14 protein-coding genes are annotated in these 13,046 nt (G+C 59.8%); 9 read left to right on the top strand and 5 right to left on the bottom strand.

From position 1 onward, the window contains the following. Positions 1-82 precede the first annotated feature (82 nt). The 3 genes from ACQKPC_RS00480 (at position 83) to ACQKPC_RS00470 (ending at position 3,521) form a co-directional block, all read left to right on the top strand. Positions 83-1,504 carry an MFS transporter gene (locus ACQKPC_RS00480; RefSeq protein WP_427622731.1) on the top strand — a complete coding sequence of 474 codons (1,422 nt, stop codon included), beginning with the start codon at positions 83-85 and terminating at the stop codon, positions 1,502-1,504. 83 nt (positions 1,505-1,587) lie between these two features. After that, a complete protein-coding gene (locus tag ACQKPC_RS00475) occupies positions 1,588-2,562 on the top strand; it encodes a quinone oxidoreductase family protein (RefSeq protein ID WP_427622730.1) in 975 nt (324 codons plus the stop codon). Between the two features lie 29 nt (positions 2,563-2,591). Further along, positions 2,592-3,521: a LysR family transcriptional regulator gene (locus tag ACQKPC_RS00470; protein WP_427622729.1), complete on the top strand. Its 930-nt coding sequence runs from the start codon at positions 2,592-2,594 to the stop codon at positions 3,519-3,521. 134 nt (positions 3,522-3,655) lie between these two features. Here ACQKPC_RS00470 and ACQKPC_RS00465 read toward each other — a convergent pair whose 3' ends face one another. After that, positions 3,656-5,119: a GDL motif peptide-associated radical SAM/SPASM maturase gene (locus ACQKPC_RS00465; RefSeq protein ID WP_008012209.1), complete on the bottom strand. Its 1,464-nt coding sequence runs from the start codon at positions 5,117-5,119 to the stop codon at positions 3,656-3,658. 342 nt (positions 5,120-5,461) lie between these two features. Continuing rightward, complete coding sequence (gene sstT / locus ACQKPC_RS00460; protein WP_008011408.1) at positions 5,462-6,694, bottom strand: serine/threonine transporter SstT; 1,233 nt, start codon at positions 6,692-6,694, stop codon at positions 5,462-5,464. Positions 6,695-7,029: 335 nt separating this feature from the next. Here sstT and ACQKPC_RS00455 point away from each other — a divergent pair, with 335 nt between their 5' ends. After that, positions 7,030-8,184, top strand: coding sequence for an MFS transporter (locus ACQKPC_RS00455; protein WP_008073084.1), 1,155 nt, complete (start codon positions 7,030-7,032; stop codon positions 8,182-8,184). Positions 8,185-8,188: 4 nt separating this feature from the next. Here ACQKPC_RS00455 and nhaR read toward each other — a convergent pair whose 3' ends face one another. Further along, a complete protein-coding gene (gene nhaR / locus ACQKPC_RS00450) occupies positions 8,189-9,088 on the bottom strand; it encodes a transcriptional activator NhaR (RefSeq protein ID WP_427622728.1) in 900 nt (299 codons plus the stop codon). A gap of 181 nt (positions 9,089-9,269) precedes the next feature. On the opposite strand from nhaR, the gene ACQKPC_RS00445 reads away from it, so the two are divergent. Further along, positions 9,270-9,512, top strand: a complete 243-nt coding sequence (locus ACQKPC_RS00445) for a hypothetical protein (protein WP_123496528.1) — start codon at positions 9,270-9,272, stop codon at positions 9,510-9,512. A gap of 28 nt (positions 9,513-9,540) precedes the next feature. Then, positions 9,541-10,290: a TerC family protein gene (locus ACQKPC_RS00440; RefSeq protein ID WP_008073087.1), complete on the top strand. Its 750-nt coding sequence runs from the start codon at positions 9,541-9,543 to the stop codon at positions 10,288-10,290. Between the two features lie 79 nt (positions 10,291-10,369). On the opposite strand, the gene ACQKPC_RS00435 is transcribed toward ACQKPC_RS00440, so the two are convergent. After that, positions 10,370-10,540 (bottom strand): hypothetical protein, encoded by a 171-nt coding sequence (locus ACQKPC_RS00435; protein WP_427622727.1) that lies wholly within the window; start codon positions 10,538-10,540, stop codon positions 10,370-10,372. Positions 10,541-10,711: 171 nt separating this feature from the next. Between ACQKPC_RS00435 and ACQKPC_RS00430 the strand changes: the two genes are divergently transcribed. The 3 genes from ACQKPC_RS00430 to ACQKPC_RS00420 all read left to right on the top strand — a co-directional run bounded on the left by ACQKPC_RS00430 (position 10,712) and on the right by ACQKPC_RS00420 (position 11,985). After that, the gene (locus ACQKPC_RS00430) at positions 10,712-11,440 is read left to right on the top strand and encodes a peptidase C39 family protein (RefSeq protein ID WP_427622726.1); all 729 of its coding nucleotides are present in this window, start codon (positions 10,712-10,714) and stop codon (positions 11,438-11,440) included. 94 nt (positions 11,441-11,534) lie between these two features. After that, entirely contained in the window at positions 11,535-11,753 is a 219-nt protein-coding gene (locus ACQKPC_RS00425; RefSeq protein WP_427622725.1) for a DUF6021 family protein, read from the top strand. Positions 11,754-11,760: 7 nt separating this feature from the next. Next, entirely contained in the window at positions 11,761-11,985 is a 225-nt protein-coding gene (locus ACQKPC_RS00420) for a hypothetical protein (protein WP_007901789.1), read from the top strand. 67 nt (positions 11,986-12,052) lie between these two features. Here the strand turns inward: ACQKPC_RS00420 and pbpG are convergent, their stop codons facing one another. Then, positions 12,053-12,991, bottom strand: a complete 939-nt coding sequence (gene pbpG, locus ACQKPC_RS00415) for a D-alanyl-D-alanine endopeptidase (protein WP_123496540.1) — start codon at positions 12,989-12,991, stop codon at positions 12,053-12,055. Positions 12,992-13,046: the final 55 nt, after the last annotated feature.

The raw sequence follows: 13,046 nt of genomic DNA, 5'->3' as shown, positions 1-13,046 counted from the left end.
CTATCAAGTGCAAATGGTGCGCCTTCCGCCATGTCACGCACGGGCATACGCTGCTGATCTACCTTTCAGATCTGGCTAAACCATGAAACTCAGCACTCAATCACGCTCGGTCCGCTGGACGCTCGCGAGCCTTTCGCTGTCGATGTTGATGCCCTCACTCGACACCAGCATCGCCAATGCCGGCTTGCCGACGTTGGCCCAAGCGTTCGATGCTTCCTTTCAGCAAGTGCAGTGGATTGTTCTGGCGTATCTGCTGGCGATCACCACGCTGATTGTCAGCGTTGGACGACTCGGTGACCTCGTCGGTCGTCGGCGCTTGCTGCTGACGGGCATCGGCATTTTTACCCTGTCATCGCTGGCCTGTGGTGTTGCGCCGTCGCTTGGGTGGCTGGTCGGCGCCCGGGCGGTGCAAGGGCTCGGGGCGGCGATCATGCTGGCGCTGACCGTGGCGTTTGTCGGCGAGACGGTGCCGAAAGCGCAGGCCGGCAGCGCCATGGGGCTGCTCGGTACGATGTCGGCGATCGGCACCACGCTGGGGCCGTCGCTCGGTGGGATGTTGATCGCAGGCGCAGGTTGGCAGGCGATTTTTCTGATCAACGTGCCGCTGGGTGTTCTGAATATCTGGCTCGCGTATCGCTATTTGCCGGCGGATGCACAGCGGACGAAAGCGCCACGGGAGGGGTTCGATAAGGCAGGCACGTTGCTGCTGGCGTTGACGCTCGGGGCGTATGCGCTGGCCATGACGATCGGGCACGGTGATTTTGGGCCGGTCAACATCGTGCTGCTGCTGACGGCTGCTTTTGGCGTTGGGCTTTTCATCTTCGTTGAGACCACGGTTGCATCACCCCTGATTAAATTGGCGCTGTTCCGCGAGCCAGGATTGAGCGCGAGCCTGGCCATGAGCACGCTCGTTTCGACGGTGATGATGGCGACGCTGGTGGTCGGGCCGTTTTATCTTTCGGGGGCGCTTGGGCTCGGCACGGCACTTGTCGGTTTCGCCTTGTCGGTGGGGCCGTTGGTGGCGGCGCTGACCGGTATACCGGCCGGTCGCCTGGTGGATCGTTTTGGCACTCGGCGCATGACCTTTCTCGGGCTTGTGGCAATGGTGCTCGGAACGGGGGCTTTATCAATAATACCGGCGGATTTCGGCCTCCTCGGTTACCTCGCGCCCATCGCGGTGATCACGGCCAGCTATGCGTTATTTCAGGCGGCCAACAACACTGCGATCATGACCGACATCCGTGCGGACCAGCGCGGCGTGATTGCCGGCATGCTCAGCCTGTCGCGCAATCTCGGGCTGATCACCGGGGCCTCGGTCATGGGCGCGGTGTTCGCCTTTGCGTCGGCGACGGCAGACATCACCACGGCATCTCCCGCCGCCATCGCCAACGGCATGCAGGTAACGTTTGCCGTCGCCATGGTGTTGATCGTCCTGGCCCTTGTTATCGCGCTGGCGCTGCGAGTTTCACACTGCTGCACTGCATGCAGTAATGAACTGCAGTGAAGCTGTATTGTTAGCGTGAAATCGAATACCGATACTTCCCCACATGGCGCAGATGGGCTGCGCTGAAGTGAAGGAGTCAGGCAATGGTTTCTGTCGTTCGTATCGCACACACCGGCGCACCTGAGGTGATGACCATCGAGCAGGTGACGGCGCGTGAGCCGGGGCCGGGTGAAGTCTGGCTGGAGCAGGAGGCGATTGGCGTCAACTTCCTCGATGTGAGTCAGCGCAAGGGCGCCGTACCGCTGCCATTGCCGTCGGGGCTGGGCCTTGAAGGGGCGGGCCGGGTTGCCGCCATCGGCGCGGGGGTGAGCAACGTCAAGGTGGGTGATCGGGTGGCGTACGCAACGGGGCCTGCTGGCGCTTACGCCAGTGCGCGATTGTTTCCGGCCGAGCGGCTGGTGCCGATTCCCGACGCATTGACGGCTGAAGAGGCGGCCGCGGTGTTGTTCAAAGGTATTACCGCGCAGTACCTGCTGAAGACGACTTATCCGGTCGGCCCCGGCACCACCCTGGTGCTGTATGGCGTGGCGGGCGGCCTCGGGCAGATCATGGCGACGTGGGCCAAACACCTGGGGGCCTTTGTCATCGGCATTGTGTCCCGGGCCGAGAGTGTCGAGACAGCCAAGGCGCTGGGTTGCGATGCGGTGCTGGTGTTCAATGCCCAGACACTCGCCGCGGATGTGGCGCAGATCACCCACGGCAAGAAAGCCGATGTGGTCTACGATCCCATCGGGCGGGTGTCGTTCGAAGCGTCGCTCGACTGCTTGCGACCGCGTGGGTTGATGGTGTCTTTCGGGGCATCCTCCGGGGCGCCGACGGCGGTCGAAGTGGCCACGCTCAATGCCAAGGGCTCGTTGTTCCTGACCCGTCCTTCACTCGCCGCGCACACCACGGATATCGCCGAATACCGGCAACGGGCCGATGATGTACTGGCGGCGGTCGAGGCAGGCATAATCAAGCCCGGCATCTGGGGCCGCTATGCATTGGCCGATGTCGCCAGGGCCCATGCCGATCTGGAAGGTGGCCAATCTCGCGGAGCGATCGTCCTCAAGCCCTGATCGTCTGTTACCTGAAAAAAGAGTGTTTTGTGAACCCACTGGACAGCCGCCACATCGATGAAATTGCAGCGCTTCTTGCGGTCGCCTCGGCGCATTCGTTCGTGGCTGCCGGACGCCTGCTGCAACGCCATCCGACGGTGATTTCAAAGCGCCTGGCGGCCATGGAAAAGCGCTTGGGCGTGCGGCTGATGGAGCGCACGACGCGACAGGTGCGGTTGACCGATGCCGGCAACCGTCTCGTCGAACGCCTGCGCTCTGCCACGGGGTTGATCATCGAGGCTGAACAGGAAGCGTCACTGGGCGCGGCGCAGGTTCGTGGCGTTTTGCGCCTGGCTTTTCCCGCCGCGATGGGGCGCTTGTGGCTGGCGTCGATGTTGCCGGAATTTCTGGCGGCTCATCCATTGGTCTCCGTCGAGGTGGATTACAGCGATCGCGTTGTCGACATCATTGGTGAAGGATTCGATGCGGCGATTCGTATTGGCGAATTGAATGACAACCGCCTGGTCGCGAAGAAGCTCAGCGATCATCGCCGCATTCTCTGCGCTTCACCGAGTTACATAGAACAGCACGGCTTACCGACCAGTCCGAAAGAACTGACCGAGCATAACTGCCTGGGTTTCACTGGCCTTGCGGCGTTTCCTGAATGGCGTTTGTCGAAGGGGGATCGGCAGGAGAGGGTCATCACCAGGGGCACCTTGACCTCGAACGACGGCGAGGCGTTGCTCGCCGCGGCCAAGGCCGGCGTCGGTATTTTGGGCGCAGGCGAGTGGCTGATGAGCCGGGAGATCGCCAACGGCCAGATGGTGCGCGTTCTGCCGGAGTGGGACCTGGATGCCCAGGGCGGGATTTATCTGGTGCGAGCATCAGCAGCTTTTACGCCGGCAACACTCATGGCATTCAAGGAATGGCTGGAGGAAAGATTTGCGCAAGGACCGCCTTGGCAAATGCCCGTCAGTTAAGCGCAATCCATGTGGGAGCGGGCTTGCTCGCGAAAGCGGTGTGTCAGACGACATCAATGTTGACTGTGCCGCCGTTTTCGCGAGCAAGCCCGCTCCCACAGGTATCGCATTTTGACTGACGGACCATTACTCCCTTACATCAAGGTATTTTGCGGCATCCCCAGCAGGCCGGTCAGGGTGTTGATAATCGCTTGTTGCCGGGCACGGTCTGTCTGGTGCACGGCTTCTGCGGCGGCGACATCGGCGTCGCAGTGAGGGCAGGTCACTTCGTGCGCGTGGATGTACTGCAAGCAACCGCGACACAGCGCCAGTTGCGGTGGAATACGTCCTTCGTCCGGCGATTTCTGGCCCTGGTTTGCCCAGGCCAGTTTGATCACCTGGCCGCTGTCGCTGACGCTGCTGACCGTCTCGCCGGTATCGATGCGCTCGGTGATCAGGTCAAAACGTCCGACGGCGAAGGACGTCTTTGCCGCGTCTTCGAGTTTGACGATGCGCTCGCGTAGCCCGCGTTTTTGCAGGTCCAGCGCGCGGTAATGGCAGTAGGGGTTGTTGCCGGGTTTGCCAAGCAGGGAGTGCGACGTCCAGGTGCAGCCGCCACGGCAGACGTCGTTGTAGTAACAGCTTCGGCAATAACCCCACAGGTCTTCGACGCCGCGCAGTCGGCCAAAGTGCATACCTTCGCTGTAGTGCCAGATATCGTGCAGGCTCATGTTGCGAACGTTGCCGCCGGAAAACCCCACGGTTGCCAATGACGGGCAACCCTTGACAGTGCCGTCGGCTTCCAGCGCCAGCACGGTCTGGCCGGCGGCGCAGCCACTCCAATGCACGCGCTCGTCGCCGAAACCACGCCACATGTGTTCATAAGGACCGTAGTAACCAATGTTGTTGCCCACGTTCATCAGCAGGCCGCGATCGACCCCTTCGCGATACAGACGCGCCAGCAACGGCATCACTTCCAGCAGTTGATAAGGCTGCAATAACAGCTCCGGGTGGTCGACGGCATTGCCCATGGCGACCGTCAGCTGGATCTGCCAGTGAGTGGCGCCGAGGCCGATGATCAGGTCCATCAACTCGGGCAAGTCGGGCAACGTGGCTGCGCCGATTTGGGTGTTGACGCTCACCGCAAGTCCGGATTGTTTGGCGCGTCGCAAGGTGTCTACCGCCTTGTCGAACGAGCCCGGAACATTGCGCACCGCGTCATGCAACGGGGCCAGTCCATCCAGTGAAACACCGACGCCATTGAGCCCGGCATCCACCGCTGCCTGCATTTTCGCCGGTGTCAGGTTGCGTCCACCGGTTTGAATGGCGCAATACATGCCGTGATCGTGGATGGCCTGAATCAGTTGCGTCCAGTCCTTGCGTAAATAGGCTTCACCACCGATCAGGGTGATCTCGCGGGTGCCGAGGGCGGCCAGGGAATCGATGACGTCCAGGCATTCCCGGGTGTTCAATTCATCGGGGCGTCTGTGGCCTGCGCGTGAGCCGCAATGCAGGCATTTGAGATCGCAGGCCAGGGTGATTTCCCAGACCACATGCACCGGCACGTAGCGTTTGAGGTCGGTTTCACTGAGGTAGCGGGCAGGGCGACTGTCTGACATGGAAAATCCTTGCGCACAACGCGTGCGCGGCACGAATCCATCGAAGTGTTCGCGCCTTCCTTGGGGCAGTGGCGCGACCGGATTTACCTTTTGTTGTTGAAGTGAGCCGGGCCAGTCAGTTAAGCGCGGAACCCTGTGGGAGCGGGCTTGCTCGCGAAAGCGGTGTGTCAGGCGACATCAATATTGACTGTGCTGGCGCCTTCGCGAGCAAGCCTCCATGTGGGAGCGGGCTTGCTCGCGAAGACGGAGTGTCAGTCGACATCATCGTTGCCTGATACACCGCCTTCGCGAGCAAGCCCGCTCCCACGTTTCGCCGGCAAGCCTGGCTCCTACAGGTGCGTTTTACGCCAAACGCTGCGCCTTCAACTCCTCACCTTGGCACGCCGCCGCGGTGAACAGCACGTCGGTGGAGGAGTTCAGCGCGGTTTCCGCCGAGTCCTGCAACACACCGATGATGAAGCCGACTGCCACCACCTGCATGGCGATTTCGCTCGGGATGCCGAAGAGGCTGCACGCCAGTGGAATCAGCAACAACGAACCGCCGGCCACGCCCGAGGCTCCACAGGCACAGATCGCCGCGACAATGCTGAGCAGGATGGCTGTCGGAATGTCCACGGCGATGCCCAGGGTATGCACGGCGGCCAGGGTCAACACGGTGATGGTGATCGCAGCGCCGGCCATGTTGATGGTGGCGCCGAGCGGGATCGACACCGAGTAAGTGTCTTCGTGCAGGCCCAGGCGCTTGCTCAACTCCAGGTTGACCGGAATATTCGCCGCCGAACTACGGGTGAAGAAGGCGGTGATGCCGCTCTCGCGCAGGCAGGTGAGTACCAGCGGATACGGGTTGCGACGCAGCTTCCAGAACACAATGGCCGGGTTCATCACCAGCGCCACGAACAGCATGCAGCCCAACAACACAGCCAGCAGATGCATGTAACCGATCAAGGCACCGAAACCGGAGGTGGCGAGGGTCGAGGCCACCAGGCCGAAGATCCCCAATGGCGCAAAGCGAATCACCAGACGCACGATCAAGGTCACGCCATTGGACAGATCGCCCAGTACTTCGCGCGTCGTCTCGCCGGCATGGCGAATCGCAACACCCATGCCGATCGCCCAAGCCAGAATGCCGATGAAGTTGGCGTTCATCAACGCACTGACCGGGTTGTCGACCACGCTGAGCAACAGACTCTGCAACACTTCGCTGATGCCACCCGGTGCGGTCACCGCAACGTCTTGGGTCGACAGCACCAGGCTCGACGGAAACAGCGTACTGGCGATCACCGCCACCACGGCCGCCGCGAAGGTGCCCAGCAGGTACAGAAACAGAATCGGCCGGATGTGGGTTTCCTGGCCGTGCTTATGGTTGGCAATCGAGGCCATGACCAGCACGAACACCAGAATCGGCGCGACAGCCTTGAGCGCCGAGACGAACACTTTGCCGATGAAGGCGGTGGACTTGGCCAACTCAGGCGCGAACAGCGCCAGGGTAATCCCGGCGATCAGGCCGATGATGATTTGCGTGACCAGGCTGCTGTGTTTCAGGCGTTGCAAGAGAGAAGGGGATGAAGCGGTCATAACGGCATCTCTGATTTTATTAGGGTGCAGGGTTCCTTGGCTCATGCAGCAAAAAGCCGGGCAGGCCACATGGAGGGAACCGAAGGGGATCGCGACATCAATGCCAATGATTGGCCGATGAACAGGGTGTACGTACTGCAGGTCGCGGACTTTATCACAGCGTAGCCGTGATCCTTCAGACCTGTGACGATCTGCCACCCGATTGCTCAACGCGATTTGCAGGTTCGTGCAACCTCGTCCGGAAACACTCTGTTAAGCTTCGCCATCCTCATTTTCAAGTTCTGCCAGTGAGCCTTCGGGCTGTCGCTGGTGTCGTCGTTTTCCTGGAGTTCTGCATGCTGTTGCCCATTCTTCTGTTGTCCGCCGCCGGTTTTACGGTGCTGACCACGGAATTCATCATCGTCGGCCTGTTGCCGGCAATCGCCCGTGATCTGGACGTCAGCATCCCTCAAGCGGGTTTGCTGGTGACCCTGTTCGCCTTTACCGTGGCCGCTTTCGGGCCGTTCCTGACCGCCTACTTTGCAAGGTTTGAACGGCGCAAACTGTTTATCAGCGTGCTGATCATGTTCGGCCTGGCCAACACGCTGGCGGCACTGGCGCCGAACATCGGGGTGATGGCCGTTGCGCGATTGATTCCGGCGTTGGGGCTGCCGGTGTTCTGGGCATTGGCCAGTGAAACTGCAGTGGACATCGTCGGGCCGGACTACGCCGGGCGGGCCATCGCCAAGATTGGTTTCGGCATTGTCTGCGCCACGGTGTTCGGTATTCCGGTGGGTACGCTGATTTCCGATGCGTTCGGCTGGCGCAGTGCTTTCGGCATTCTGGCGGTGATCGCATTTGCCAAGGCGTTGCTGCTGTTTATTTACCTGCCGAAAACCAACCTGCACCAGCATCAGGTGAGTTTTCGCTCGCAGTTCAAAATTCTGCGCAGCCCGTTGATGCTGGGGCATGTGCTGTTATCGATCCTGGTGTTCAGCGGCATGTTCACCGCGTACACCTACCTGGCGGACATTCTTGAGCGGCTGGCCGGTTTCGACGGCACGGTGGTCGGCTGGTGCCTGATGGGCTTTGGTGCGGTCGGCTTGATCGGCAATTCGCTGGGCGGCCGTGCGGTGGATCGGCATCCGCTGATCGCTTCTGTGACGTTTTGTGCGTTCATGATTGCCGGCATGGTGGCCTTGGTGCCGAACATTCATTCACCCCTCGGTCTGGCGGCAGCGATGGGTATTTGGGGCGTGACTCAGGCCGCACTGTTCCTGGTCAGTCACGTGCGCCTGATGAAGGCTGCGCCTGAGGCTCCGGCTTTTGCTGCATCGCTGAATATCGCCGGGGCCAACCTCGGAATCGGTCTGGGCGCGATGGTCGGTGGGCGAGTGATCGACAGTGTGGGCCTGGGCGGCCTGGGTTTCGCGGCGGCTGGTTTTATTCTGGTCTCGATCCTGTTGGCGATGGCGCTGATGACCTTCAAACCTCGCGAAATCTGCGCCTGACGTCTCACATCTCGACAAACAACTCGCGTCGGGCACCTTCGGTAATGGCGACAATGCCGGGGTGCTTGACCTTGCGTTCCACTGAGATGGCGTAGAACGACTCGCGCACCGCGTCGGTCTGGCCGATCAACTCCACGTCGCATTGGCGTTTCACTTCGTCGGCAATCACGCTCGGGCCGATGAATATCCCGCTGCCGGATTGGCCGAAGGCCTGCATCAGGGCGCTGTCGTCGAATTCGCCGACGATCCGCGGCTGGATCTGCTGTTCGGCAAACCAGCGTTGCAAGCGACTGCGCACCACGGTTTCCGGTCCGGGAATCAGCAGTGGGGCGCCGTGCAGGCTGTGGGGGAATTGCTGGCCATATCGAGCCGCCAACTCTGTGGTGGCGAAGAAGCTGATGCCGCATTCGCCGAGCTTCTGGCTGTAGCCCTTGATGTCCAGATTCGAGGGCATCGGGCTGTCGGAGATCACCAGATCAAGGCGTTGAATCGCCAGGTCGGCAAGCAAACGTTCCAGTTTGTCTTCGCGACAGGTGATACGCAGGGGCTCGCTCAACTCCATGGTCGGTGCGATCAGGCGATAAACGATGGATTTGGGCACCACGTCGGCGACGCCCACCCGAAACAGAATCTGTTGCTCATTGGGCTGCGCCCGCAGCATCAACTCCAGTTCGCCACCGAGTTGGAACATCTGCTCGGCGTAAGGGAGCGTCTGACGTCCGGCTTCGGTGAGTTCCAGCTGTCGGCCGACCCTGCGAAACAACTCGATGCCATAGGTTTGCTCGAGCAGGGAAATCTGCCCGCTGATGGTCTGTGGCGTCAGGTTCAATTGCTCGCAGGCGCGCACAATGCTGCCGGTCTTGGCCACCACCCAGAAGTAATGCAGCTGTCGATAATTAAGCATGTTGGTGAAATCCCGTTGTTCACATCATCCGTAGGGCATACGCCATACACTGTATGGATTCGTTAAAACCGAAGTATAACCGCTAAAAATACGAATTTTCCTGAAGTGTTTGCTTCCTTAGAATGCCTCGCTATCGACGGATCGCCTTTTCGGTTCTGTCTGTTCTATCGAGGGAAGCATCATGAAGCTTAAAACCACAGCACTGCTGATCACGTCTTTACTGGTGCTGGCCGGTTGCGACCAGGCCGAGAAAAGCGCTCAGCAATTGATGGGCAAGGCTGCCGAAACCGCCAAACAGGCGATTGACGATACCCACAAGGCGGCAGAGCAAGCGCTCAGCGATGCCACGGGCGGTTTGATCAGCAAGAAAGAACAACCGGCCAAAGAGACGGACAAAACCGACTCTTCGTCCCAGGAAATCTAAACCGTTTACAACGAGTCAGGACTGACCCATGGAATACCTTTTAGAACTTGCTGCAAGCCCCACTGCCTGGGTCGCCCTGGCCACGCTGGTGGTGATGGAAATCGTGCTCGGCATCGATAACCTGATCTTTATCTCGATCCTCACCAACAAGCTGCCCGAACAGCATCGCCAGAAAGCGCGACGCATCGGTATCGGCATGGCGTTGATCCTGCGCCTGGCGCTGTTGAGCACCATCGCGTTCATCGTACAGTTGACGGAGCCGGTGATCGATATTCTCGGCCATGCGTTCTCCTGGAAGGACATGATCCTGATTGCCGGTGGCCTGTTCCTGTTGTGGAAGGCGACCACCGAGATCCATCACAGCATGGACCCGGCGCCGGATGATCCGACCTCGGCCACCTCGACCGTGACCCTGGGTTTTGCTGCTGCGATCGGTCAGATCCTGATGCTGGACATGGTGTTCTCCATCGACAGCATCATTACCGCCGTCGGCATGACCGAGCATTTGCCGATCATGATCATCGCGGTGGTGGTGTCGGTACTGGTGATGTTGCTGGCCGCTGACCCTCTGGCCAAGTTCATCAACGACAACCCGACGGTGGTGATGCTGGCGCTGGGCTTCCTGATCATGATCGGCATGACGCTGATCGCCGAAGGTTTTGGCGCCCACGTACCGAAAGGCTACGTCTACGCGGCCATGGCGTTCTCGGCCACGATCGAAGGCTTGAACATGCTGTCGCGTCGGGCCAGGCAGAAGCGCATCGCCGCTCAAGCGTAACCTTCGTTAAATGAAACGGCCGCCTGAACTCGCAAGAGTCCAGGCGGCCGTTTTAGTTTGGACGACCGAAAAGCGCCGGTCAGTGCGCGGTGGCGGGGCGGGCAGCCGGCTGATCGGTTTTCGCCACAGGCGCCGATTGAACCGGGTGGTGATGGTGCCGGCGGGTAATACGCAAAACGCCCCACAGCATGGCGGTGGCCACGGCCAGCCAGCCGGAGATCAACATTACAATGGTCATTGTCAGGCTCATCAGTGCCTCCTCTTTGCCCTGCATCGGGCACACACTCGTCCTTGGTAAATGACAGTCTAGCCGCTGCTGTATTTCAGGCTATTGACCAAAGGTCGCCTATAACCAACCAGTTCGCTCTATCGAATGCAATCAACTGCCGGTTAAGGCTATACCGCTGTCGCGCGGCATCCTATGATCGACGGCCAAGCCGGCTGTGCGATTGCCTGGCGTCTGAACAAGAGAGTGATGATGGTGCGGGTATTTTCTCGAATTCGATCTTTGGTGCTGATCGTTGGCTGCGTTGCCGGCCTGGCTGGCTGTGCGGGGAGCGTGGCGCCTGAGATCAAGCGTCTGCCGGAGCGGGTCGAACTCAGCGGTACGTTCTACCGTGGGCAAAGTTATCAAAGCGGGCCTCAGGTGCTGGCTAGTCTGCTGTCCCGGCAGGGCATCGTGATAACCCCGGGGCTGCTCGACAAACCTCTGCATTTGCCGGGTGCCGAAGACCGGTTGCAGCAGAACATGCAGAATCTCGCCCGCGAATACGGGATGGTGGTCTACCCCCTCGACAAAAATTTGCCGGCGCTGCTGACCCAGGTCGCCGCCGGTTATCCGGTGATGGTGCGCTTCACGGAAGGCTCGGCGTTTTGGGCGGAGCCGCGATACGCCATTCTCGCCGGTTACAATCGTCAGAAGCAGACGGTGTTGCTGCGCGCCGGGATGGAGCGTCGGTTGCTGATGGGGTTCAGCGCCTTTGAATCGGCGTTCGAGAATGCCGGTGGCTGGGCTGTATTGATCCAGAAGCCGGACCAGATTCCGGCCAATGTCGATCAGCAGCGCTGGCTGAAGGCGGCGAGCGATCTTGCCCAGTCAGGTCAGGAACAGGCGGCAGCCCGGGCGAAGAAGGCGCTGACCGCGCAGTAAGTTTCCGCTCGTCATCAGCATGGCACCGCCACGCTATGCTGAAGTCTCAAGTAGAGGGCCCGGATTTTTCCGGGACCATGAACAGGAGGCGTCCATGGCACAGTCCAATACCCCCACCGGCCCGCACTCGTCTGAGCATTCGTCTGATAATGAGTTGGGGTTCGACCCCGATTCTCCAGACCTCGCCGATCCTCAGGTCGACCCCATCGGGCCCGCCAAGGCGCCCAGGGATATAAAGCCGGGTGAGGCGGGCAAGAAGGCACCCGCGAAGCCTTACGACCCACTCGGTAATCTGAAACCCAAGTCTCAGTGAGGTGCGTATGTCTACCGATTCGAGCTTTGACGACAAACGTCCAGACCCTCCAGACAGTGTTCCGACAACCCCTGAAGCGGACCTGGACCCGGTGATGGATCCGGACAGCCCGTTAAGGGATCCCTTGGCCAGGCCGACAGTGGTGCCGACCAAGCATCCACAGGGCTGGAGAGACCCGAGTGCCGGGGATGGCATCCCGGATGACGATCAGATGCCGTTGCCCAATGATTAAACGTGGACAAAAAAAGCCCCGAACATTCGGGGCTTTCATTTACCGGCTGTTTACAGACGTTTCGACCTTATTTCGATGCTTCAACCACACCGCTCTGGCGATGCTTGAGATTCTTGTCGGATTTGTACTGCAGGGCTACGGACGGCACGTTGGCGCTCTTGCCGGTTTCGACCCAGCTGCGAATCCGGCTGGCATCGGCAAAGTGCGTGTACTTGCCGAAGGCATCGAGAATCACCAGCGCCATCGGCCGATCTCCCATGTGGGTCACCAGCACCAGGCAGTGACCGGCCGCGTTGGTAAAGCCGGTTTTGGTCAGTTTGATGTCCCAGTTAGGCTTGTTGACCAAATGGTCGGTGTTGCGGAAACCCAAGCTGTAGTTGGGTTTGCGGAACGAAACGGTTTTTTCCTTGGTGGTGCTCAATTGAGTCAATAGCGGGTACTTGTGTGCGGCGATCAGCAGTTTGCTCAAATCGCGGGCGGTGGACACATTGCGAGGAGAGAGGCCCGTCGGTTCGACAAAGTGGGTGCTGGTCATTCCCAGCGCTTTGGCTTTGGCGTTCATGGCGGCAATGAACGCGACATAGCCGCCCGGATAGTGATGGGCCAGACTCGCAGCGGCACGGTTTTCCGAGGACATCAGGGCAATCAGCAGCATCTCTCGGCGTGGCAATTCGCTTTTGAGTTTGACTCGGGAAAACACGCCTTTCATTTCCGGGGTATCGCTGATGTTGATGGAAAGATACTCGTCCATGTTCTGCCGGGCTTCTACCACCACCAGGCCAGTCATCAGTTTGCTGACGGATGCGATTGGCACTACGACGTCAGGGTTGCTGGCATAGATCACTTTGTTGGTTTGCATATCCATCAGCAAGACACTGCCGGAAGCGATCTTCAGTTGTGAAGTGTCTCGGGGGGCGGCAGTAGTTTCTGCAGCGTTGATCGTTGGCGTGGTGAAAGTCCCTGTAAATGCAAAAAATAGGCTCAGGATTGAAAGACGGATTTTCACGCTGGCGGACTCATAAAGGGTGGATATACCGTTTTGTAACGGGCTGTTTCTTTAA

The sequence above is a fragment of the Pseudomonas sp. NPDC089918 genome (assembly GCF_050280605.1).
Taxonomy (GTDB): Bacteria; Pseudomonadota; Gammaproteobacteria; order Pseudomonadales; family Pseudomonadaceae; genus Aquipseudomonas.
Note: the sequence above shows the minus strand (reverse complement) of the source record. Positions and strands in the feature narration are given on the sequence as shown.

Coding starts and splice junctions, on each gene's coding strand:
- ACQKPC_RS00480 (WP_427622731.1), top strand. CDS start 83: ATGAAACTCAGCACTCAATCACGCTCGGTCCGCTGGACGCTCGCGAGC.
- ACQKPC_RS00475 (WP_427622730.1), top strand. CDS start 1,588: ATGGTTTCTGTCGTTCGTATCGCACACACCGGCGCACCTGAGGTGATG.
- ACQKPC_RS00465 (WP_008012209.1), bottom strand. CDS start 5,119: ATGTCAGACAGTCGCCCTGCCCGCTACCTCAGTGAAACCGACCTCAAA.
- sstT (WP_008011408.1), bottom strand. CDS start 6,694: ATGACCGCTTCATCCCCTTCTCTCTTGCAACGCCTGAAACACAGCAGC.
- ACQKPC_RS00455 (WP_008073084.1), top strand. CDS start 7,030: ATGCTGTTGCCCATTCTTCTGTTGTCCGCCGCCGGTTTTACGGTGCTG.
- nhaR (WP_427622728.1), bottom strand. CDS start 9,088: ATGCTTAATTATCGACAGCTGCATTACTTCTGGGTGGTGGCCAAGACC.
- ACQKPC_RS00445 (WP_123496528.1), top strand. CDS start 9,270: ATGAAGCTTAAAACCACAGCACTGCTGATCACGTCTTTACTGGTGCTG.
- ACQKPC_RS00440 (WP_008073087.1), top strand. CDS start 9,541: ATGGAATACCTTTTAGAACTTGCTGCAAGCCCCACTGCCTGGGTCGCC.
- ACQKPC_RS00435 (WP_427622727.1), bottom strand. CDS start 10,540: ATGAGCCTGACAATGACCATTGTAATGTTGATCTCCGGCTGGCTGGCC.
- ACQKPC_RS00430 (WP_427622726.1), top strand. CDS start 10,712: ATGATCGACGGCCAAGCCGGCTGTGCGATTGCCTGGCGTCTGAACAAG.
- ACQKPC_RS00425 (WP_427622725.1), top strand. CDS start 11,535: ATGGCACAGTCCAATACCCCCACCGGCCCGCACTCGTCTGAGCATTCG.
- ACQKPC_RS00420 (WP_007901789.1), top strand. CDS start 11,761: ATGTCTACCGATTCGAGCTTTGACGACAAACGTCCAGACCCTCCAGAC.